This is a genomic window from Mixta mediterraneensis (genome assembly GCF_014946725.1).
Taxonomy (GTDB): domain Bacteria; phylum Pseudomonadota; class Gammaproteobacteria; order Enterobacterales; family Enterobacteriaceae; genus Pantoea; species Pantoea mediterraneensis.
Genome location: NZ_JACFXY010000016.1, coordinates 38,071 through 58,961 on the forward strand (window position 1 = coordinate 38,071; position 20,891 = coordinate 58,961).

General features: G+C 50.7%; 20 protein-coding genes and 2 pseudogenes. 10 read left to right on the forward strand and 12 right to left on the reverse strand.

Translation table 11 applies throughout. The features are described 5' to 3' along the window. Positions 1 to 39: 39 nt before the first annotated feature. The 3 genes from H2P46_RS20345 to H2P46_RS20355 all read left to right on the forward strand — a co-directional run bounded on the left by H2P46_RS20345 (position 40) and on the right by H2P46_RS20355 (position 2,240). The gene (locus H2P46_RS20345) at positions 40 to 840 is read left to right on the forward strand and encodes a PTS mannose/fructose/sorbose transporter subunit IIC (RefSeq protein ID WP_193406656.1); all 801 of its coding nucleotides are present in this window, start codon (positions 40 to 42) and stop codon (positions 838 to 840) included. A 14-nt stretch (positions 841 to 854) separates the two neighbouring features. Continuing rightward, positions 855 to 1,700, forward strand: a complete 846-nt coding sequence (locus tag H2P46_RS20350) for a PTS mannose transporter subunit IID (protein ID WP_193406640.1) — start codon at positions 855 to 857, stop codon at positions 1,698 to 1,700. Positions 1,701 to 1,781: 81 nt separating this feature from the next. Next, positions 1,782 to 2,240, forward strand: coding sequence for a DUF986 family protein (locus H2P46_RS20355; protein WP_193406641.1), 459 nt, complete (start codon positions 1,782 to 1,784; stop codon positions 2,238 to 2,240). Here the strand turns inward: H2P46_RS20355 and rlmA are convergent. The 5 genes from rlmA to H2P46_RS20380 form a co-directional block, all read right to left on the reverse strand. Beyond that, on the reverse strand, positions 2,237 to 3,043 hold the full coding sequence (rlmA, locus tag H2P46_RS20360) for a 23S rRNA (guanine(745)-N(1))-methyltransferase (protein ID WP_193406642.1): 807 nt from the start codon (positions 3,041 to 3,043) through the stop codon (positions 2,237 to 2,239). The two genes, H2P46_RS20355 and rlmA, sit on opposite strands and share 4 nt — an antisense overlap. 138 nt (positions 3,044 to 3,181) lie before the next feature. Then, positions 3,182 to 3,391 (reverse strand): transcription antiterminator/RNA stability regulator CspE, encoded by a 210-nt coding sequence (cspE, locus tag H2P46_RS20365; RefSeq protein ID WP_003852684.1) that lies wholly within the window; start codon positions 3,389 to 3,391, stop codon positions 3,182 to 3,184. An 82-nt stretch (positions 3,392 to 3,473) separates the two neighbouring features. Then, positions 3,474 to 3,548, reverse strand: a complete 75-nt coding sequence (locus H2P46_RS20370; protein WP_110866451.1) for a DUF2627 domain-containing protein — start codon at positions 3,546 to 3,548, stop codon at positions 3,474 to 3,476. 516 nt (positions 3,549 to 4,064) lie between these two features. Further along, positions 4,065 to 5,075 carry an MBL fold metallo-hydrolase gene (locus H2P46_RS20375; protein WP_193406643.1) on the reverse strand — a complete coding sequence of 337 codons (1,011 nt, stop codon included), beginning with the start codon at positions 5,073 to 5,075 and terminating at the stop codon, positions 4,065 to 4,067. Between the two features lie 17 nt (positions 5,076 to 5,092). After that, positions 5,093 to 5,365: a YebO family protein gene (locus H2P46_RS20380; RefSeq protein WP_193406644.1), complete on the reverse strand. Its 273-nt coding sequence runs from the start codon at positions 5,363 to 5,365 to the stop codon at positions 5,093 to 5,095. Positions 5,366 to 5,578: 213 nt separating this feature from the next. Here H2P46_RS20380 and H2P46_RS20385 point away from each other — a divergent pair, with 213 nt between their 5' ends. Continuing rightward, positions 5,579 to 5,815: a YobH family protein gene (locus tag H2P46_RS20385; RefSeq protein ID WP_193406645.1), complete on the forward strand. Its 237-nt coding sequence runs from the start codon at positions 5,579 to 5,581 to the stop codon at positions 5,813 to 5,815. A 32-nt stretch (positions 5,816 to 5,847) separates the two neighbouring features. On the opposite strand, the gene kdgR is transcribed toward H2P46_RS20385, so the two are convergent. Next, positions 5,848 to 6,639 (reverse strand): DNA-binding transcriptional regulator KdgR, encoded by a 792-nt coding sequence (gene kdgR, locus H2P46_RS20390; RefSeq protein WP_193406646.1) that lies wholly within the window; start codon positions 6,637 to 6,639, stop codon positions 5,848 to 5,850. Between the two features lie 197 nt (positions 6,640 to 6,836). Between kdgR and H2P46_RS20395 the strand changes: the two genes are divergently transcribed. Continuing rightward, positions 6,837 to 8,210 carry an MFS transporter gene (locus H2P46_RS20395; protein ID WP_193406647.1) on the forward strand — a complete coding sequence of 458 codons (1,374 nt, stop codon included), beginning with the start codon at positions 6,837 to 6,839 and terminating at the stop codon, positions 8,208 to 8,210. A gap of 54 nt (positions 8,211 to 8,264) precedes the next feature. On the opposite strand, the gene htpX is transcribed toward H2P46_RS20395, so the two are convergent. From htpX to H2P46_RS20415, 4 genes are all read right to left on the reverse strand, one after another. After that, the gene (gene htpX, locus H2P46_RS20400) at positions 8,265 to 9,146 is read right to left on the reverse strand and encodes a protease HtpX (protein ID WP_193406648.1); all 882 of its coding nucleotides are present in this window, start codon (positions 9,144 to 9,146) and stop codon (positions 8,265 to 8,267) included. Between the two features lie 244 nt (positions 9,147 to 9,390). Next, complete coding sequence (prc, locus tag H2P46_RS20405; RefSeq protein ID WP_193406649.1) at positions 9,391 to 11,436, reverse strand: carboxy terminal-processing peptidase; 2,046 nt, start codon at positions 11,434 to 11,436, stop codon at positions 9,391 to 9,393. Between the two features lie 19 nt (positions 11,437 to 11,455). Continuing rightward, a complete protein-coding gene (gene proQ, locus H2P46_RS20410; RefSeq protein ID WP_193406650.1) occupies positions 11,456 to 12,148 on the reverse strand; it encodes an RNA chaperone ProQ in 693 nt (230 codons plus the stop codon). A gap of 96 nt (positions 12,149 to 12,244) precedes the next feature. Continuing rightward, a complete protein-coding gene (locus H2P46_RS20415; RefSeq protein ID WP_193406651.1) occupies positions 12,245 to 12,745 on the reverse strand; it encodes a GAF domain-containing protein in 501 nt (166 codons plus the stop codon). 211 nt (positions 12,746 to 12,956) lie between these two features. On the opposite strand from H2P46_RS20415, the gene yebS reads away from it, so the two are divergent. From yebS to rsmF, 3 genes and pseudogenes are all read left to right on the forward strand, one after another. After that, positions 12,957 to 14,201 carry a membrane integrity lipid transport subunit YebS gene (gene yebS / locus H2P46_RS20420; protein ID WP_193406657.1) on the forward strand — a complete coding sequence of 415 codons (1,245 nt, stop codon included), beginning with the start codon at positions 12,957 to 12,959 and terminating at the stop codon, positions 14,199 to 14,201. Beyond that, complete coding sequence (locus tag H2P46_RS20425) at positions 14,170 to 16,809, forward strand: PqiB family protein (RefSeq protein ID WP_193406652.1); 2,640 nt, start codon at positions 14,170 to 14,172, stop codon at positions 16,807 to 16,809. Before yebS ends, H2P46_RS20425 begins: the two co-directional genes overlap by 32 nt. 77 nt (positions 16,810 to 16,886) lie before the next feature. Further along, positions 16,887 to 18,311: pseudogene (gene rsmF / locus H2P46_RS20430) on the forward strand (16S rRNA (cytosine(1407)-C(5))-methyltransferase RsmF). Positions 18,312 to 18,314: 3 nt separating this feature from the next. On the opposite strand, the gene H2P46_RS20435 reads toward rsmF, so the two are convergent. After that, complete coding sequence (locus H2P46_RS20435; protein WP_193406658.1) at positions 18,315 to 18,962, reverse strand: metallophosphoesterase; 648 nt, start codon at positions 18,960 to 18,962, stop codon at positions 18,315 to 18,317. Positions 18,963 to 19,202: 240 nt separating this feature from the next. Here H2P46_RS20435 and budC point away from each other — a divergent pair, with 240 nt between their 5' ends. Then, positions 19,203 to 19,967: a meso-2,3-butanediol dehydrogenase gene (budC, locus tag H2P46_RS20440; protein WP_193406653.1), complete on the forward strand. Its 765-nt coding sequence runs from the start codon at positions 19,203 to 19,205 to the stop codon at positions 19,965 to 19,967. 528 nt (positions 19,968 to 20,495) lie between these two features. Further along, positions 20,496 to 20,609: a hypothetical protein gene (locus H2P46_RS23345; protein WP_338103668.1), complete on the forward strand. Its 114-nt coding sequence runs from the start codon at positions 20,496 to 20,498 to the stop codon at positions 20,607 to 20,609. A 50-nt stretch (positions 20,610 to 20,659) separates the two neighbouring features. On the opposite strand, the pseudogene H2P46_RS23480 reads toward H2P46_RS23345, so the two are convergent. After that, a pseudogene (locus H2P46_RS23480) lies at positions 20,660 to 20,764 on the reverse strand (IS5/IS1182 family transposase); the annotation flags it as partial. Between the last annotated feature and the right edge of the window lie 127 nt (positions 20,765 to 20,891).

The following is a 20,891-nucleotide window of genomic DNA, read 5'->3' on the forward strand; positions in this document are numbered from 1 at the left end:
GGGCTCATTTTCGCTATCCTGCTGAGGACAAGAAGTATGATGGAAATATCCACGCTACAAATTGTTTTAATATTTATCGTCGCCTGCATTGCTGGCATGGGATCGATTCTTGATGAATTCCAGTTTCACCGTCCGCTGGTCGCTTGTACCTTAGTTGGTGCGGTACTGGGTGATATGAAAACCGGGATTATCATCGGCGGTACGCTGGAGATGATTGCGCTGGGCTGGATGAATATTGGTGCCGCCGTTGCGCCTGATGCCGCCCTCGCCTCAATTATCTCGACCATTCTGGTTATTGCCGGAGGTCAAAGCGTGGGTGCAGGTATCGCGCTGGCAATCCCACTGGCAGCGGCCGGACAGGTGCTGACAATTATTGTGCGAACGATTACTGTCGCCTTCCAGCATGCTGCCGATAAAGCGGCTGAAAAAGGTAACCTGACTGCTCTTTCCTGGATTCACGTCTCGGCGCTGCTGCTACAAGCGATGCGTATTGCGATCCCTGCGTTGATTGTCGCTATTTCTGTCGGAACCAGCGCGGTTCACTCGCTGCTCAACTCAATCCCTGAAGTGGTTACCAATGGCCTGAACATCGCCGGTGGCATGATCGTAGTAGTCGGTTATGCGATGGTCATCAATATGATGCGCGCAGGCTACCTGATGCCGTTCTTTTATCTGGGCTTCGTTACTGCGGCTTTCACCAACTTCAATCTGGTTGCGCTGGGCGTAATAGGTGTCGTGATGGCAGTGCTGTATATCCAGCTCAGTCCTAAATATAACCGCGTGGCCGGTGCGCCTGCGGCGGGCCCGTCAGCTAACGACCTTGATAACGAACTTGATTAAGAGCAGGTGACAACATGGTAGATATTACAAAGATTGAAAAAAAACTGACGCCAGGTGATGTTCGCGCAGTATTTATGCGCTCAAATCTGTTTCAGGGTTCATGGAATTTCGAACGTATGCAGGCACTTGGCTTCTGTTTTTCAATGGTGCCGGTGATACGTCGTCTTTATCCAGAGAATAATGACGATCGTAAACAAGCGATCAAACGTCACCTTGAGTTTTTTAATACTCATCCTTATGTTGCCGCGCCAGTTTTGGGCGTCACCATGGCGATGGAAGAACAACGCGCTAACGGCGCAGCGATTGATGATGGTGCAATCAACGGCATCAAAGTCGGTTTGATGGGGCCTCTGGCTGGCGTGGGCGATCCGATTTTCTGGGGCACGGTGCGCCCGGTATTCGCCGCCTTAGGCGCCGGTATCGCCATGAGTGGCAGCCTGCTGGGGCCGCTGTTGTTCTTTATACTCTTTAACCTGGTACGCCTGCTGACCCGTTATTACGGCGTGGCCTATGGCTATCGCAAAGGGATTGATATTGTCAGCGATATGGGCGGTGGCTTCCTGCAAAAACTGACGGAGGGCGCGTCGATTCTCGGCCTGTTTGTCATGGGCGCGCTGGTGAATAAGTGGACGCATGTGAATATCCCGCTGGTGGTGTCACGAATTACTGACCAGACCGGGAAAACCACGGTCACTACCGTCCAGTCCATCCTTGATCAGCTGATGCCTGGCGTGGTGCCATTGCTGCTGACCTTCGCCTGTATGTGGCTGTTACGCCGTAAAGTGAACGCGCTGTGGATTATCGTGGGTTTCTTTGTTATCGGTATCCTGGGTTATTGGATCGGTTTCTTAGGTCTGTAAATATTGAAACGTCGGGGGCTTTAGCGCCCGACGTTTTAACGAAACAAAAGGCTGAGATAATGCACCGCCTGAGGAAGAAATATGTCACTGACTGACACCATCATCACGCTGTGTATCGCGGCGCTGGTGGTTTTTGCCATCTATGATGAAGCCATTTTACCCCGTCGTAATGGCCCAACGCGTCTGTGCGTTTCGCTTCGCCGTCGGCACAAAATCGACAGTCTGATTTTTATCGGCTTGCTGTTAATCCTGCTCTGGAATAATGTCTCGCATCAAGGTCCACAGCTGACCACCACGCTGTTGCTGGTGCTGAGCTTCTTAGCCTTGTGGCTATTCTGGCTGCGCAAACCGAAGCTACTGATGAAAAATAACGGGCTGTTTTATGCGGGCGTATGGATTGATTACCGCCGTATTCAGCACATGAATCTTTCTGAAGACGGTATTCTGGTGATGCAACTTGAACAGCGTCGCCTGTTGATTGCCGTGCAGCAGCTTGACGATCTGGAGCGTATTTACAATACGTTAGTCGAGGCGCGCTAGTCACGCTGCCACAGCGTCAGGCTAAAATCAGCGTCACAGGCAAATTGCTGGCTTTGTTTTAATGTCTGCCACACATCTTCCCGCGCGCGCCATGCAAATGGCGTCATTTGCAATAATTTAGCCGCTTCATCTCCGGTTAACGTCATGTCATAACGCAGCGAATGTTGCCCTATTTGCCGGAAGTTCGCATAGACTTTTTCTTCCGGCGCATGCAGCGCCACTTCACGATAAATTAACGCTTTAAGCTGCTGTAAATGATATGCGCCCGGAGTCACCGTGAGGACTATTCCACCGGGTTTTATTACCCTGGCCAGCTCAGCTTCATTACACGGCGCGTAAATTCTGACTACACCCTCTAACGAGGCGTCGGCAAACGGTAAGCGTTGACTGGATGCCACGCAAAAAAGAATATCGCGGTAACGTCTGGCGGCCAGACGAATCGCCATTTTTGCCACGTCGAGACCATAAATCTGCCCCTGGGTAAAATACGCAGCCATCGCCGCCGTGTAATAGCCTTCGCCACAACCTATATCCAGCAGACGCGCATCCTTCTGCACAAGATGCTCAGCAAGCAATTCCACCACCCGATCGCGTAACGGCTGATAATGCCCTGCCTGGAGAAATTCGCGCCGCGCCTGCATCATCTCCGCACTGTCGCCCGGCTCACGTGAATTTTTATGTTGAACGGGCAACAAATTGACGTAGCCTTCTTTCGCCTGATCGAATTGATGATGATTGTCACAACGCCAGCTGCGATCGACAAGCATAAGGGGAAGATGACATAACGGACAAATCAACGACATGAAACACTCCGGAAGAAAATGACGCGCCGAAGTGTACTCTGAACCCTGCCGCATCGAAAGCATAAAGAAAGCCCCGGCCAGATAGCCAGGGCTTTAAGATTCGTGTCAGGGTGCAAGGCACCGAGTCAGTGAACGAAATTAGATAGCAGTTACGTTAACTGCAGCTGGGCCTTTCTGGCCGTCCTGAATTTCGAACTCAACGCTTTGGCCTTCGGCCAGAGTTTTGAAGCCATTGCCCTGGATAGCAGAGAAGTGTACGAACACATCTTTGCTGCCGTCAGCAGGAGTAATGAAACCAAAACCTTTAGACTCGTTGAACCACTTAACCTGACCTTTAATCTTTGCCATTTTGCAAATTCCTTAGAGTGTTTATTTTGCCCGGAGGCCGACCTACAGAGAAACCAGAGACATTACTGAATGAGGCACTTATTTAAGGTTCGGCAAGGAAGCGGTATTCAACGTCAACGTCTTTACTCGTAACTTCTTTACTGAAGATGCCATACATAAACAGAACTGTATCTCGTTTAACCCACGAATTGTTATCACATATCCGTTAATTAATGGCAAGCCATTTTTCAGAGGGAATTGAAGCTTCACGCATAATTGCCAAACAGCTCGCAGAGTTTGTCCTTTTTGGTACAAAACACAGTCAGCGTTTATTACGAAAATTATAAGGATACGCTATTTGCCTGTCCTGCTTAGCACTGACAATCGATCAACCTGGCACTCATCCTGCCCGACCCAATAGATCACCTTATAAAAAATATATTGCATAAATATGGCATCATAAAAGTTAATTAATGTCGCGCTAACACTAAACAAAGATAAGCGAAACGTTAAACCTGTACAGCACAATTTAATCCATACATCCTGCATAAATTATTGCACCACAATCAGGAAACGTTTTTTACCTGCTCCAAATAAAAGCAATGGCGCACATTTTGTTTATTATATTTTTTCCTTTGGATAGGAAAAATCCCTTCTGGAAAAACGCCATTATACGTAACTAATCAGTATAATTTTAGGAATTTTCCTGGTTTATATTCTCCAGACTTCGGCTTTCACCTATTCGCCATGCTGAGAAACGTGCATTCACCTCGCCCGCATTTTGCAATGCACGCATAAGTTCAGCAGGCGGTTCATCAATGGATTCATCAGCCAGCTCAAATACGCCCCAGTGAATCGGGATCGTCATGGGCTTACCTATCGCACGCCATAATGAAACAGATTGTTCAGGGTCCATGTGTTGGCCACCCATGAACCATTTTGGTGCATAAGCGCCGACAGGCAATGCGGCGAGGTTAAAAGGCCCGAGTCGATCAACAATTTCAACCAGCTTTTCTGAATATCCGCTGTCCCCTGAAAACCAGAAACGCAATGTCGGTGTTCTGATCACCCATCCACACCACAAAGAACGGTTCCGGTCGTAAAGCGTTCTCATACTCCAGTGACGAGCAGGAACGGCATCAATGCGAATATCAGCAAACTCGGTATGCTGCCACCAGTCAAGTTGATGCACATGCCGCACGCCATTTTTCTGACACCAGCGGCCCAAACCCAGCGGCACAATAAAGGTAGCCTGTGGGAAATGCCGCATGATTCGTTTTACCGTGGGTTTATCGAGATGATCATAATGATTATACGAGATTAAGACGTAATCCAGGCGTGGTAAATGACGGATGTCCAGCGGCACCGGCGTTTTACGCTGCGGCCCAATAAAAGGCAACGGCGATGCGCGCTTCGACAGAGCAGGATCAATCAACACATAGTGCTTGTTCAGACGTAAAAGCAGCGCGGCATGACCCAGCCACCAGACGCGATCATCCTCTCCGCTCAGGTCTGCGAGATGCCACCAGTGTTTGATAAAAGCAGGATAGCCAGCCTGCGGTGGGTATGGCAGGCCCTGTGCTTTTCGCTCTTTGCGCCAGCGTTGTAAATCACCCTCCTGGCGCGAATCAGGTTCAAGATTGCGGAAGCCTTCAGGCGTATGGTGTCGTTTACTTCCATCAAACCAGGGATTTTTCCAGGCCATCCAGCCTCCATGTATGATTAACGTTCTGGAATCAACCGGATAAAATCGCGCTTATCCGTTCCTTCTCCGCTTTTCTTTCCTTCATAACCCGGCTGGGCATCAACCAGACGGCGTAATAAGGTATTTTGTTTTTTCTGCTCTTCCAGCAAAGATTCCAGCAACTGAATCTGCTCGCTGGCGCGAACGCTGGAGCGGTTAACAAAAAACCAGGCGATAAACGCCACCAGCAGGATGATAACCAGCACGCCGTAACTTACCAGCGGACCAGAATTTGCGGCTACTTCATTCATAACGGCCTCGTCTTATAAAAACGCCTATCAAACAACGGTTCAACCGCACATTCTACGCTGAGCAAGAGAAAATGATAATGGGTCTGGTTGCAATGCAGATTTTCCCGTTTCAGTTATCTCTGATCGCTCCAGCGAGAAAAGCGAGGCATGCTGTTATTATTACGAGTAGCAGCAATAAGTGGATAGCTGCGTTATGTATCACAAGGAGACAAAATGAAATTCTTTATGCGGGCGATCGTCGTGATTGGCATTATCTGGCTGGCAATGCTTTTCACCGGTTACGGTGTGTTAACAGGCAGCAATAAGAACGCTGCGGGATTGGGATTGCAGTGTAGTTACCTTACGGCGCGTGGCGTAATTACAGTCCAATATCTGCGCACTGACAGCGGCGTGGTAGGCGTTACCGATTGCCCGGTACTGAAGAAAAGTGGTGAAGTGGTAAATAATTAGCAAAACAAAGCGGGCTGATTAGCCCGCTTTTTTCAGCATGGATATTGATGATACCCCATTTCAGATGACAGCGTGCGTGCCGCACGGTGCAGCATTGCCACATAATCCTGTTTCGCATCGTCAGAAAAGCGAATGGTTGGGAAAGAGATGCTTAGCCCGGCAATAACCACGCCAAAACGATCAAACACCGGCACCGCGATACAGCGCAACCCTTCCTCCTGCTCTTCGTTGTCCTCACCAAAACCCTGCTCTTTTACCTGATCCAGCACTTCAAGTAAGGCCTCGGCACTGACGAGGGTATTCACAGTGCTGCGCTTAAACTCAACTTCACGCAAAATTTCCTTTACTTCGCTGCGATCGCGCCACGCCAGCAGCACTTTACCGATCGCAGTGGTGTGTAATGGATTACGGCGACCGATACGCGAATACATGCGCAGATTGTATAAAGAATCGATTTTGTGGATGTAGACAATGCTGTCCTCTTCCAGCGCGCCAAGGTGAATTGTCTCTTTGGTCAGCCGCGACAATTCGCGCATCTGCACGTCTGCGCTGCGGATCAGATCAACATTTTGCAGCGCTTTAGCTCCCAGCTCAAACAGTTTAAGCGTCAGCGAATACTTTTCGCTTTCCCCTTTCTGCGTCACGTAGCCGAGTGTTTTCATCGTTTGCAGGAAGCGATAAACGGTACTTTTTGACATCATCACACGCTGCGCGAGCTCTGTAATGCCGTGATCGCGTTCTTCACCGAGCGCCTGCAAAATGCCGAATACTTTCAATACTGAAGAAACCGAATCTGGCTGTTTGTCGTTATCACCTGAGGACATCACGCACCTGTCTAAACCTGTTTCAAAAAAAACGGAACGAGCGGCCAGTATAGTGTGATGCTCAATGCGGCGGCAATCGATTAAGTCATAAGACATATTTGAAGATACATTTCGTCACAAAACGCGGTGCTTTTTCACAGCAAATTCATTAGCATGGTGATATTCACCTACTTCACTTATTGGCACGACTCAGCCCTATGACTCCTCCCCCTGTTCAAGATGGATTACCGGTTCCACAACGTTACGGTGCCATTCTTACTATTGCTTTGGGTATTACAATGGCGGTGCTGGATGGCGCGATTGCTAATGTCGCGTTACCCACCATTTCCCGCGAATTGAATGCCAGCGCGGCTGAGTCGGTATGGATCGTCAATGCCTACCAGATCGCCATTATCGTTTCGCTGCTGTCGCTGTCTTTTCTTGGCGATATGCTGGGCTATCGTCGCGTTTATCAGGCTGGTCTCGCTCTGTTTATCGTGACCTCTCTGTTTTGCGCCCTGTCTTCCACCCTGGATATGCTCACCTTCGCGCGCGTGCTACAAGGTTTTGGTGGCGCTGCGTTGATGAGCGTGAATACCGCACTGATACGTATTATCTATCCCCAACGTCACCTTGGCCGCGGTATGGCGATCAATTCACTGATTGTGGCGGTTTTAACGGCGGCAGGGCCTACTGTTGCCGCCGTAATCCTGTCGGTAGCAAGCTGGAAATGGCTGTTTTTAATCAACGTGCCGCTAGGTGCGATTGCGTTGTGGTTCGCGCTGCGTTATCTGCCGGATAATCAGCAAAAGGCTAAATCGCAAAAATTCGATATTCCCAGCGCTATTATGAATGCCCTGTTCTTCGGTCTACTGATTTCAGCCCTAAGCGGTTTTTCACAGGGGCTGAGCCATTTATTTATATTGAGGGAAGTTATCGCAGTGCTGATTCTCGGCTGGTTCTTTATTCGTCGCCAGCTCAGTATGCCCGTACCACTGCTGCCTGTAGATTTGCTACGTATTCCCATTTTTAGCTTGTCGCTGGGAACGTCAGTATGTTCATTTTGCGCGCAGATGCTGGCAATGGTTTCGCTGCCGTTTTTCCTGCAGGATGTTTTGGGACGTGATGAAGTGGCAACCGGTTTGCTGCTCACGCCATGGCCGCTGGCAACCATGGTTTTTGCCCCGGTTGCAGGACGTCTGATTGGGCGTTTGCATGCCGGTTTATTAGGTGGAATTGGCTTAGCAATGTTCGCGGCTGGCTTGTTTCTTCTGGCAATGCTACCCTCGCAGCCACAGAACGGGGACATCATCTGGCGTATGATGCTGTGCGGCGCGGGTTTCGGTCTGTTTCAGTCACCCAATAATCACACCATCATTACTTCCGCCCCGCCTAATCGCAGCGGTGCCGCCAGCGGGATGCTCGGTACGGCGCGTTTATTTGGCCAAAGCATGGTGGCGGCGTTAGTCGCACTGCTCTTTAACCTGTTTAATAACAATGGTACTCATGCATCGCTGTTGCTCGCAGGGGCATTTTCCAGTGTAGCGGCAGTTAGTCTGACGCGCATGACGCAAAACCGCGTTAACAGCTAATCAACTGGCACAAAAAAGCGACGTTTCCGTCGCTTTTTTACTGCCTGTCACTGCTTACTTCAGATACTGACCGCTACGCAGCGCTTCAATACGCTTATCAAGCGGCGGGTGAGACATAAACAGCTCACTAAATGACTTGCCTTTACCGTTGATGCAGAACGCCATCATGCTGCTGGGTTCCTGCGGTTCATAGCTGGTTTTCAGGCGCTGTAGCGCGGCAATCATCTTCTCACGGCCAACCAGTCTGGCCGAGCCGGCGTCGGCGTGAAATTCACGATGACGTGAGAACCACATAGTAATGATGCTGGCGAGCACACCAAATACCAGTTCCAGTACCATCGAAACGGCAAAATAGACCAGCGGATTGCCATTTCCGCTCTCTTCATCGTCACGGTTACCTGACATAAAACCGGCTGCAATTTGTGCCAAAATACGCGAAACAAAGATGACAAAGGTGTTCACAATGCCCTGGATCAGGGTCATGGTGATCATGTCGCCATTGGCGATATGCGCGACTTCATGGGCTAACACGGCTTCGGCTTCATCGCGGCTCATGTTTTGCAATAAACCGGTGGATACCGCAACCAGCGACGCATCACGACGTGCACCAGTAGCAAATGCGTTGATGTCTGGTGCGTGATAAATGGCAACCTGCGGCATCTTAATACCGACCTGCTGCGCCTGACGTCCAATGGTATTCATTAACCAACGCTCCGTTTCATTGCGCGGTTGCTCAATGACCTCACCGCCGACTGAGCGCAACGCCATCCACTTCGACATCAGCAGTGAAACAAACGCACCGCCGAAGCCAAACAGGCCCGCCATAATCATCAGGCCCTGAACACTGCTTGACTGGATCCCTGTCAGGCTGAGAATCAGCCCGAATACCAACATCACAGCCAGGTTGGTCATCAGGAAAAGAGCAATACGCATCATAACGGTTAATCTTCCTCAGTAGTTCACGCGCTTATGCGCGGATATATATCCTATGAGCATTGCGCGGCTTTTCAAGCAAACTTAACGTTTAAGTGCCTAAAAAGACATAACTTTACATTCAGTCACGCTTTAACCTGTCGGCACTATTTCACTCTGCTTAGCAACATTAATAAATGGCAAAGACCGCCGGATTGCAGGCAAAAAAAAGCACCGCTGAACGGTGCTTTTTACTGACGGTAGCCGCTTATTTAGCGCTGGCCGCTTGCGTTTCTGGCTGGGATTTATCCAGCTGCGCAAGATCATGAGCGATCTTCACGGTTTCATCCAGATAAGGATCAGGCTCTTTATAATCTTTCGGCAAATCATCCAGGTTCTTCAGAGGTTTTTTGCCTTCAGCCTGATAACGCGCATTAATGCGTGCCAGACGTAATGCATCCTCTTCGTGATTCTCTTTCTCGCGTTGAGCAAGATTGAGCGACACCTGGTTGCGCTTGTCTTTCATCGCATTGAAACGCGCAATATCTTTCATGATGTACTGGAATTCACGATCCTGAGCGATACGCGCCGAATGATCTTTCGTCAGCTGCGGAACCAGCGGTTTTACATCGCCGGTTTTCACGTAAGTTGCTGCGTTAATGCTGTCCCACGGCAAGGCGTTATCTTCAAACTTCTCACCGGTTTCCGCTGCCTCGACGCCCGTTGGCATCAGCAGATCGGGCGTCACGCCTTTACGCTGCGTGCTACCACCGTTAATACGATAGAACTTCTGAATGGTGTACTGGACCGAGCCCAGCGCAGGCCATTCCGGCCGCAGCATCTGATCGTAAATGCGGTTCAGCGAACGATACTGTTGCACCGTGCCTTTACCGAAGGTCGGTTCACCAACGATCAATGCACGACCATAATCCTGCATTGCCGCAGCAAAGATCTCCGAGGCGGAGGCGCTAAAACGATCGACTAACACCACCAGCGGACCTTTGTAGTAAACAATGCCGTCGTTATCGCTGTCTTCTCGCACGCGACCATTGTTATCCCGTACCTGCACCACCGGGCCGCCTGGGATGAACAAACCTGATAATGACACCGCTTCGGTCAACGCACCGCCGCCATTGGTCCGCAGATCGATAACGATGCTATCGACGTTCTGCTTCTGCAATTTTTGCAGCTGTACTTTAACGTCGTCCGTCAACCCTACGTAGAAGCCAGGAATATCCAGCACGCCGACTTTGGCTTTACCGACGTTATGCACCGACATCTTCACGGCACGATCCTCAAGGCGGATCTTTTCACGCGTCAGCGTCACGGTGCGCGTTTTCGTGCCTTTACCCGCTGGCAACACTTCCAGGCGAACCTTACTGCCTTTCGGGCCTTTAATTTTTGCTACCACATCATCCAGACGCCAGCCAATCACATCTTCTATCGGCTTGCCCGGTTGACCAACGCCGACGATGCGATCGCCCACGTTAATAGATTTGCTCTTCGCTGCCGGCCCCCCTGCGACCATGGAGTTGATCACGGTATAATCCTCATCCATTTGCAGCACCGCACCGATACCTTCAAGCGACAGGCTCATTTCGGTATTGAATTGCTCGGTGTTACGCGGCGATAAATAGTTAGTATGCGGATCAATTTCGTGGGCAAAAGCGTTCATTGCCAGCTGGAATACATCTTCGCTGTTGCTTTGAGCCAGACGGCGGATGGCAAAGTTATAGCGTTTAGTCAGGACTTCGCGGATCGCTTTTTCGTCTTTACCTGCCAGCTTAAGGCTCAGCTCATCGTATTTAACCTTGGCATCCCACAGCGCGTTCAGCTCAGCCTGGTCTTTTGGCCAGGGCGCTTTAGCGCGGTCAATGTCAATGGTGTCATTACCGGAAAAATCCATCGGGCGATTCAGCACGCTCAGCGCATATTGATAGCGCTCAAAACGGCGTTTTTGCGCCAGATTATAGAGGTGATAAAACACGTCTAGCTTGCCGCTACGCAGTTCATCACCCAGCAGGGTTTTCTTGCTGGCAAACTGGGCAACATCAGACGCCAACAGCACGTTATGGCTGTAATCAAGCATATTCAGATAACGATCAAAAATCCTGGCTGAAAAATCCTGATTCAGATCGAACTGCCGATAGTGCGAGCGGGTAAAACGTGAGGTAACGCGTTCGCTGACAGTCGGGTCTTGTGCATCTTCATGTAGCTGTGGGATTTGATCGGTGCGGGTAATGTTCTCTGCGCCAAAGGAAGGGCCTGACAACAGCAGGCCCGCAATAAGTCCAACTTTAAAAAGGGTGTTCATGCCGGGGTCAGCCTCCGTTTCAGAACTGTAAATGTTCTGCGCGCACAATCATTGCCATGCCGGAAGCGAGCTGCACCCGAACGCCGTCTTTTGATACTTCAAGCACGGTAGCGTCCATTGCACTTTTGCCTGCTTTAACTTTAATACTCTGGCCGGGTTGCAAAGTTGAGGTATCAGTGATGGGTTTAGTCTGTGCCGGGCGGGGCGCTGGTTTGCGGCTCTGTGAGGCGGTAGCACGCTCAGTTTGCGGGCGCGGTTTACGCGCAGCTTCACCTTCTGCTGGCTTGCGAGGCGCGGGTTTCCGTGGACGACGTGGTGCTGCGCCCTCTTCACCTTCACCGGCTTCACGTCGGGCGGCTCGCTGCTGCTCACGCTGCGCCTGAACGCGCGCTTTCGCTTCTTCCAGTTGCTTACGCGCATGCTCTACGTGCTGTTCATCCAGCACGCCACTGGCATTGCCGTCAAGGTCAACACGCGTCGCGCCGGCTTTGATGCCGTACAAATAACGCCAGCTGGAGGTATAAAGACGCAGCGCTGAACGCAACTGAGTTTTGCTCAGGCCCATTTCGCCTTGAACACGCTCGACCAGATCCTGAAAGATGCCGATTTTGAGCGGGCGCGCTTCACCTTCAGCGCTAAAGCAGTGCGGAAAGCGCTCCGCCAGAAAGCTAATGACTTCTTTACTGCTATTCAACTTAGGTTGATTTTCCATGAAATTTCCTGATTACAACGGGTTTGCCGACCAGAGCAGGCATGAACAGGCGACATTATAATGACAACATCGCTAAATGCCATGTGATCCAGCCGATTAGCTGCGCGTCAGATGCAGATATTTTTCTAAATCGCTGCCCGCAAGCACTTCGCAAAGCCCATCAGTAAGGGTGACTAACCCCGCTTCGTCATCGCTATCAAAGCGATCGTATTCAATACTGTCAATATCAAGTACACCAACCACAGTGCCATTCACTTTCAGAGGAATCACAATCTCTGCGTTGCTGGCGGCGTCACAGGCGATATGGCCAGGGAAGGCGTGCACATTATCAATGCGTTGCACTTTATCTTCAGCCAATGCCGTACCACAAACCCCTTTGCCTACGGGAATACGTACGCAGGCAATTTTGCCCTGAAACGGCCCCAGCACTAAGGTATCAGCTTCCGTCAGCAGATAGAAACCTGCCCAGTTGACCCCTTCAAGACGTTCATACAGCAGCGCGCTAAAATTACCCATCGCGGCGAGGAACGCCGTTTCTCCTGCCAGTAAGGCGCGCATATCGCGATTCAAATCGGCGTAAAAGGCACTTTTGTTCATTATTCAACCGTTACCAATGACAACTGAGCAAATTAACGTTCGCTCGTTAAAAATAAGCACTAAATATCCAGAGCGACAAGGTGAATCATAGCGTTAGTTGCTATACCCTTAGCAATCTGTGGATCGAAGCGTGATGCCTGTAACCGGCACACAGGCAACGTCTAAACGACCGATAGGTGTCACGAACGATGAACAAAAATTGTCTCACTCTATGAAAATTCACGCTATCAGCCAGGCATTGCCTCACGCACGTTATCAGCGTTGTCCGCAATGCGATACCCTTTTTTCCTTACCGGATGTGAAATCGCATCAGTCCGCCTATTGTCCCCGTTGTAACGCGCAGATTATAAGCGGACGGGACTGGTCAATGACGCGCTTAATGGCGATGGCCGCCACCATGATGGTGTTAATGCCCATCGCGTTTAGCCTGCCTTTGGTGGATATTCGCCTGCTCGGTATGCGTATTGACGCCAACCTTCTCGAAGGCGTGATCCAAATGACGAAGCAAGGTAACGCGCTGACCGCATCAATGGTCGCCTTTTGCACCATTGGCGCCCCGGTCACGCTGGTTGCCGGCATTTGCTATCTGGGTATCGGACATCGTTTAGGCATGAACCTGCGCCCCGCTTTGCTGATGCTGGAAAAGCTTAAGGAGTGGGTGATGCTGGATATTTATCTGATCGGCATCGCTGTTGCGTCAATTAAAGTTCAGGATTACGCCACGCTTGAGACTGGCTATGGTCTGGTGGCATATATTGCGTTGACGCTATTAAGTTTATTGACGCTGATTCATCTCAATATTGAGCAACTGTGGGATCACTTTTATCCACAGCAGCCTGATAATGCCGCTCGTGATAAACTTCAGGTCTGCCTCAATTGCCACAATACCGGCATGCCAGACGCACGAGGGCGCTGCCCACGCTGCCATACGCCGCTCGACCTCCGGCGTCGTCACAGTTTGCAAAAATCCTGGTCTGCGCTCATTGCCTCAATCGTACTGCTTATTCCGGCTAATTTACTGCCCATTTCCATTGTTTACGTCAATGGCGCACGGCGCGAAGACACCATTTTTTCCGGCATTCTGTCATTAGCCTCTGGCAATATTCCGGTCGCCGCTGTCGTGTTTATTGCCAGTATTCTGGTGCCCTTCACCAAGATATTAGTGATGCTAACGCTGCTGCTCAGCATTCATTTCCGCTGTGAACAGGGTTTAAAAACCCGCATCCGGCTGCTGCGTGTGGTGTCCTGGGTGGGACGCTGGTCGATGCTGGATTTATTCGTCATTTCATTAACCATGTCGTTGGTCAATCGCGATCAACTACTGGCTTTTACCATGGGACCGGCCGCTTTATATTTTGGCGCAGCCGTAATCCTCACCATTATGGCTGTTGAATGTCTAGACAGCCGCCTGCTCTGGGATGCACATGCAACAGGAAACGCCGACTACACCGACTAACGCCACGCTGCGTAATAAGCGTAAGGTTTCGCCCTTTTGGCTGCTGCCCATTATCGCGATGCTGATTGCGAGCTGGCTGCTATGGACAAACTATCAAGAGCGCGGCACCACCATCACGATTAACTTCCAGACGGCGGATGGCATCGTACCGGGGCGTACCCCGATCCGTTATCAGGGCGTTGAAGTCGGCACCGTGCAGAACATTAATCTGAGCGATGACTATCGCAGCATCCAGATCAAAGCCAGTATTAAAAGTGATATGCGCGACGCGCTGCGTGAAAACACCCAGTTTTGGCTGGTAACGCCAAAAGCGTCTCTGGCGGGCGTTTCGGGTTTAGATGCATTAGTAGGCGGCAACTATATCGGCATGATGCCAGGCGATGGCAAGCCGCGCGAGAACTTCACCGCGCTGGATACACAGCCAAAATATCGGGTGAATACCGGCGAGCTGCTGATCCATTTGCATGCGCCTGATCTAGGTTCGTTGAATACCGGTTCGCAGGTGTATTATCGCAAAATCCCGGTGGGACGCGTTTATGATTACAGCCTTAACAGCAACACTGATGGCGTCGCCATTGATGTCCTGATCGATCGCCGCTTTACTAATCTGGTCAAAACAAACAGCCGCTTCTGGAATGTTTCTGGCGTAAAAGCGGATGTCGGCCTGAGCGGGGCCAAAGTACAACTTGAAAGCCTGGGCGCGTTAGTGAACGGCGCGATCGCTTTCGACTCCCCAGAGAGTGCCGAAACCGCTAAAGCCGACCAAAACTATCGGCTCTATCCTGATTTAGCCCAAAGTCAGCGTGGGGTTTCCGTTTCATTAGATTTGCCTGATGGCAAAAATCTGAAAGCGGGCAGCACGCCACTGATGTATCAGGGGCTTGAAGTCGGCACGCTGACCAGGCTGAACCTGAAAGATGGTGGAAAAGTCACGGGCGAGCTGACCATCGACCCTTCCGTGGTTGGTCTGATGCGCACCGGAACGCGCATTGAAATGCGAAGCCCTAAAATCAGCCTGACCGATACCAGCCTCAGCAGCCTGTTAACCGGTAATACTTTCGAGCTGATTCCCGGCGAAGGTCAGCCACAGCAGCATTTCACCGTGCTGCCTTCCAACGAATCGCTATTGCAAAAACCGCATGTGCTGACAGTTAAACTGAGCGCGCCAGAAAGTTACGGCATTGATGCCGGCCAGCCGCTGATGCTGTACGGCATGCAGATTGGTCAGGTAATGTCGCGTAGCCTGGATGAACATGGCGTGAATTTTGTCGTCGCCGTGGCGCCTGAACATCGGCAACTGATCCATGGCGACAGTAAATTTATTGTGAATAGTCACCTTGATGTGAAATTGGGGCTGGATGGTATGCAGGTAATAGGCGCCAGCGCGCGTGAATGGGTGGATGGCGGCATTCGGTTAGAGCCGGGCAAACAAGGAAACGTGAAGCCGAGCTACCCATTATTTGCGGATGCCGATAAAGCCGCTGAAGGCATTATTGGCGACAGCCCTTCAACAACCCTGACACTGACAGCGAACAGTCTGCCAGATGTGCAGTCTGGTTCAGTCGTGCTGTATCGCAAATATCAGGTAGGTGAAATAACCAAAGTGACGCCACATGCCAATGCGTTTGAAATCGCGGTACATATTCAGCCGGAATACCGTAAGTTACTGACAAGTGAAAGTGTGTTCTGGGCGGAGGGTGGCGCACGTGTCCAGCTCAACGGCAGTGGTTTGACGGTACAGGCTTCACCGCTTAATCGCGCATTAAAAGGCGCGATTAGCTTCGATAATCTCAGTGGCGCGGTATCCACGAAAGGTGCCAGACGTGTGCTTTATCCTTCGGAAACGGCGGCAAAAGCGGTGGGGAGTCAAATTACCCTGCATACCTATGACGCCAGCAAGCTGTCTGCAGGAATGCCGATTCGTTATCTTGGCATCAATGTGGGGCAAGTTGAATCTTTATCGCTGAGTAAGGATAACAATCAGGTGCTGGCGAAAGCGGTGCTTTACCCTGAGTACGTTCAGGACTTTGCCCGCAGCGGCAGCCGCTTCTCCGTAGTTTCCCCAGAAATTTCCGCGACCGGCGTGAACCATCTGGAAACGCTGTTGCAGCCTTATGTCAACGTCGATCCGGGCAAAGGCCGCGCGGCACGGACGTTTGAATTGCAGGAAAGCACGATTACTGATTCCCGTTATCTGAACGGGCTAAATATCTACGTGGATGCCGCCGAAGCCGGATCGTTATCGCTGGGTACGCCAGTGCTGTTCCGTGGCGTTGAGGTTGGCACCGTGACCGGGACGTCGCTGGGCAATATGGCCGATCGCGTACAGATTGCCCTGCGCATCAGCAAAAAATATCAGCATCTGGTGCGCAACAACTCCGTGTTCTGGCTGGCGTCGGGTTACAACCTCGACTTTGGCTTAATCGGTGGTGTAGTGAAAACCGGTACCTTCCAGCAGTTTATTCGCGGTGGTATTCAGTTTGCCACGCCACCAACCGTGCCGCTGGCTCCCCAGGCAACGGCCGATAAGCATTTTCTGTTGCAAGATGAAGCGCCGAAAGACTGGCGCAGCTGGGGCACGGCAATACCGGACCCAAATCAACCCTAAGCAAAACGGGCAGCCAGGCTGCCCGTTTCATTTCCGCGTGATACACTTCCCGCCTTTGCTTCTACTGGATATTACCTGTGTCGGACTCTTCTTCGCTTTTCCCAGCCGATTTCCTCACGCTAATGCGTCAAAGCCTGCCAGATGAGGCCACCTTTGCCCGCTTCATCGCCATTTGTCAGCAGCCCCTACGCCGCAGCATTCGCGTTAATACGCTGAAAATCAGCGTTGCCCGTTTTCTGGCGCAAATTGCCGGTTATGGCTGGCAACTGACGCCAGTACCCTGGTGTAACGAAGGTTTCTGGATTACGCGAGAAGACGAAAGCCTGCCTTTGGGCAGCGTGGCTGAGCATCTGAGTGGCCTGTTCTATATCCAGGAAGCCAGCTCCATGTTGCCGGTTACCGCGCTGTTCGACGCCGTAAGCGATGCCAGTGCAATCATGGACATGGCTGCTGCGCCAGGCTCGAAAACCACACAAATCGCGGCGCGAATGAATAATTAGGGCGTCATCCTCGCTAATGAATTTTCCGCCAGCCGGGTGAAAGTTCTGCACGCGAATATTAGCCGCTGCGGTGTCAGTCATACCGCGCTGACGCATTTTGATGCACGCGTGTTTGGTCCCGCGCTACCGGAAATGTTTGACATCCTGTTGGATGCGCCTTGCTCTGGCGAAGGGGTAATCCGTAAAGATGCTGACGCGATGAAAAACCGGACCCTGGAAAGTACCGCCGACATTGCTGCCACCCAAAGAGATTTACTCGACAGCGCTTTCCATGCGCTAAAGCCCGGCGGCACACTGGTGTACTCCACCTGTACCCTCAACCAGATTGAGAATCAGCAGGTGATTGCCTGGCTGCTTAAGCGTTATCCTGGGGCGGTTGAAATTACTCCGCTTAACGATCTTTTCGATGACGCAGCCCAGGCCGCTACACCAGAAGGTTATTTGCACGTTTTCCCGCAGCTTTTTGACAGTGAAGGATTTTTCGTTGCACGTTTGCGCAAGCTCACCTCCGTAGCACCCCTGCCTGAACCGACCTATAAAGTCGGCAAACTGCCATTTGCACCGGTTAGTCGCAAACTGGAAAGTGAAATTGTGCAGGCTGCCGCCGCTGTATCGTTAACGTGGGACCCATCCCTGACGCTATGGCAACGCGATAAAGAAATTTGGTTATTCCCGACCAGCGTCACGCCAATGTTGGGTAAAGTACGATTTTCGCGTATTGGTCTGAAGCTTGCCGAGACCTTTACAAAAGGCTATCGCTGGCAGCACGAAGCGGTGGTAGCGCTGGCCCGGCCCGGCTCCAGTCAGGCTTTTGAACTAACGGCTAATGAAGCGGAAGAGTGGTATCGAGGCAGAGACATCTATCCCGAGTCCGTGCCTGAGCGTGATGAGATGATCGTGACCTATCAGCAGCAACCGCTGGGGTTAGCGAAGAAGGTGGGAAACCGTATTAAAAACAGTTATCCGCGCGAGTTAGTCCGCGACGGGCGCCTGTTCCGTTAATTATCACTGCACACGCACCAGCGTAAGGTGGTTACCAAACACCGCGCCAGTATCGATATAGTGAAGATTCGCTGCATCAAGCGGTTGATGCAGCGGCGTATGACCGAAGTAAAAAGCATCAGCCCCAGAGATGGGATCGTATTTGCCATGTTGCAGGCCATCAATACGTTTGCGGCTCCATACCACGTCGTGCCAGTTAACCGGTTGTTCCCATGCATAATGATCGGCAGGATAATCGGCGTGGGCAACGACAACAATGCGCTCGTCAAGTTGAAGGTGCAGGATTAGTGGTATTTCTTTTAAGCGACTGAGTGCGTGTCGCGCACTGATCAGCGCTGTTCCTTTTAACCGCCAAAACCACTCGCCGCCATTCATTTCCCACAACTTCATTCCGTGACCCTGTAACGCTTCCAGCGCCATCTCCTCATGGTTACCTCGGACACAGCGGAACCACGGCTCTTCCACCAATTGCAGACAGCCTGGGCTGTCAGGGCCACGGTCAATGAGATCGCCGACCGAGATCAATAAATCCTGCTGCTTATCGAAGTCGTGAGCCTGTAACAACGCATCAAGCTGATTACGGCAGCCATGTAAATCCCCCACAATCCAAATTTTTTGCCAGTTTTCACCGTTCAAATATTGATAATTCATCATTAAGCCTTCTTCTGAGAAGCGGTTTGTTGATATTTGAAATTATAGACGTTGTGCTCCCTGCGCTATATCCACGACTCATTCTTGCTTAATGGCCGACGCGCATAATCTGGCTGATTTATTACATATTTTTGTAGGGAATGTGCTTAGCTTTATAAGTGAATAACGTTCAATTTTTGCATCCGTCTCAGCGCTGGAGTCATTTTAGTTTGATACCCAGATGTCAGATAAGGAGAAAATATGTCCCGATTTTCAGGAAAAGTGGTTGTGGTTACCGGTGCAGGTTCAGGCATTGGTGAGGCAACCGCTAAGCGCTTTGCTGATGAAGGTGCGTCGGTAGTGTTAATTGGCCGCACGCAAAAGAAACTGGAAACCACGCTGGCATCACTAACGAAAGGCGATCATCTTGTTGCGCCTTGTGACGTCTCTGACGCCGGACAGGTTAAAGAGCTGGCAGCAAAAGTGCAGGATAAATATGGCCGCACCGACGTTTTAGTCAATAACGCTGGCATAGTGGTACAAGGACGTATACATGAAATAGCGCCTGAAGACTGGAAAAAGTTAATGAAGGTCGATCTTGATGGCGTATTTCACTGCATACACTATTTCATGCCTGCGTTATTAAAAACCAAAGGTAATGTCGTTAATATCTCTTCTGTTTCAGGATTAGGCGGTGACTGGGGCATGAGCGTTTATAACGCGGCCAAGGGCGCTGTCACTAATCTGACGCGATCGCTGGCCATGGATTATGGTGAAGATGGCGTACGTGTTAATGCCATTTGTCCCGGTCTGACTTTTACAGACTTAACTCAAGACATGAAAGATAATCAGGCTTTGCTGGATAAGTTTTATGATCGTATTGCATTACGCCGTGCTGGTGAACCAGAAGATATTGCCAGCGCAATCGCTTTTATTGCCAGCGATGATGCGCGTTATATCACGGGCGTGAATCTGCCCGTTGACGGCGGGATTACTGCGTCAAACGGACAACCCAGACAGGCGTAATGGCAATAGCGGCGCGCCAGGCAATATTTTGCGGGCGCGCTTTATAGACTGAGGTGCATAAAAAGCTGCCTCCCTGACCGCCGGGAAATATTCGAACGTTTTTCCAGCCGAAACTACCGCTCTTATCCGAATTGCTGAAGATAATTTACCCAGCCCGGCCTCAGCGCCGGTTTTTTTTATGTCCTTAATTCCAGCGCTGAAAATATCGCATTATCATGGGGTGTCAGATGTCGGAGGGTCAGATCCTCTCGTGCCGACAAAAATCCCCAAATAAAGCAGGCGTTTATGGCTGATTAGCTAAAAAAGTCCGCCGATTAATGCGCAGCAAATAAAAAACCGACTACGTGACCTGGTTATATTCTGCTAATTTTCTCAATACAGCTGCGACATCCTGTAAATCGTGAAGCTCCTGCGCTGCTTCAGCAACATAATCAGCGAATCCATCAACTGGGGTGATCGGCGAGCAAGTGAAATTCAATTCGGCAGTAACCCCCCTCTCTCTACGAAATACGAAGCTTTGCAAGTCGACTGTACGAAGTAGAAAATGGTGAAGATTTTGCGCAAAGGTTGCTCGGCCATAAAAACCTTTCGATGACCAAAAAGTATCTGGTTTATCGCGGTCAGGAGTATGTGATGGTTTAGATCAGATATGACGTTTTCGGGAAAATTTCGGACATTTTCGTGCTTAGAACCTATCCCAAAAGGATTTTATTCCAGACAATGATGCTGCAAGCAAAATGCAGCATCGCCTCGTAGTTTTCGACTTTCTTCTCCCATCGCGTCAGTATGCGGCGAAAGTGTCGCTACCGATGTAAAACTGGCCCACCTGCCGATGTAAATCTGACCCACCTAGGGTAAAAATGGCAGTTTTAAGGCACTGCCAATGATGACATTGGAGACCAGAGTGGAGATTAGTGTTTTACA

Bases quoted from the DNA above. Each gene is read 5' to 3' on its own strand.
- H2P46_RS20345 (WP_193406656.1), top strand. From the start codon at position 40: ATGGAAATATCCACGCTACAAATTGTTTTAATATTTATCGTCGCCTGC.
- H2P46_RS20350 (WP_193406640.1), top strand. From the start codon at position 855: ATGGTAGATATTACAAAGATTGAAAAAAAACTGACGCCAGGTGATGTT.
- H2P46_RS20355 (WP_193406641.1), top strand. From the start codon at position 1,782: ATGTCACTGACTGACACCATCATCACGCTGTGTATCGCGGCGCTGGTG.
- rlmA (WP_193406642.1), bottom strand. From the start codon at position 3,043: ATGTCGTTGATTTGTCCGTTATGTCATCTTCCCCTTATGCTTGTCGAT.
- cspE (WP_003852684.1), bottom strand. From the start codon at position 3,391: ATGGCAAAGATTAAAGGTCAGGTTAAGTGGTTCAACGAGTCTAAAGGT.
- H2P46_RS20375 (WP_193406643.1), bottom strand. From the start codon at position 5,075: ATGGCCTGGAAAAATCCCTGGTTTGATGGAAGTAAACGACACCATACG.
- H2P46_RS20380 (WP_193406644.1), bottom strand. From the start codon at position 5,365: ATGAATGAAGTAGCCGCAAATTCTGGTCCGCTGGTAAGTTACGGCGTG.
- H2P46_RS20385 (WP_193406645.1), top strand. From the start codon at position 5,579: ATGAAATTCTTTATGCGGGCGATCGTCGTGATTGGCATTATCTGGCTG.
- kdgR (WP_193406646.1), bottom strand. From the start codon at position 6,639: ATGTCCTCAGGTGATAACGACAAACAGCCAGATTCGGTTTCTTCAGTA.
- H2P46_RS20395 (WP_193406647.1), top strand. From the start codon at position 6,837: ATGACTCCTCCCCCTGTTCAAGATGGATTACCGGTTCCACAACGTTAC.
- htpX (WP_193406648.1), bottom strand. From the start codon at position 9,146: ATGATGCGTATTGCTCTTTTCCTGATGACCAACCTGGCTGTGATGTTG.
- prc (WP_193406649.1), bottom strand. From the start codon at position 11,436: ATGAACACCCTTTTTAAAGTTGGACTTATTGCGGGCCTGCTGTTGTCA.
- proQ (WP_193406650.1), bottom strand. From the start codon at position 12,148: ATGGAAAATCAACCTAAGTTGAATAGCAGTAAAGAAGTCATTAGCTTT.
- H2P46_RS20415 (WP_193406651.1), bottom strand. From the start codon at position 12,745: ATGAACAAAAGTGCCTTTTACGCCGATTTGAATCGCGATATGCGCGCC.
- yebS (WP_193406657.1), top strand. From the start codon at position 12,957: ATGAAAATTCACGCTATCAGCCAGGCATTGCCTCACGCACGTTATCAG.
- H2P46_RS20425 (WP_193406652.1), top strand. From the start codon at position 14,170: ATGCAACAGGAAACGCCGACTACACCGACTAACGCCACGCTGCGTAAT.
- H2P46_RS20435 (WP_193406658.1), bottom strand. From the start codon at position 18,962: ATGAATTATCAATATTTGAACGGTGAAAACTGGCAAAAAATTTGGATT.
- budC (WP_193406653.1), top strand. From the start codon at position 19,203: ATGTCCCGATTTTCAGGAAAAGTGGTTGTGGTTACCGGTGCAGGTTCA.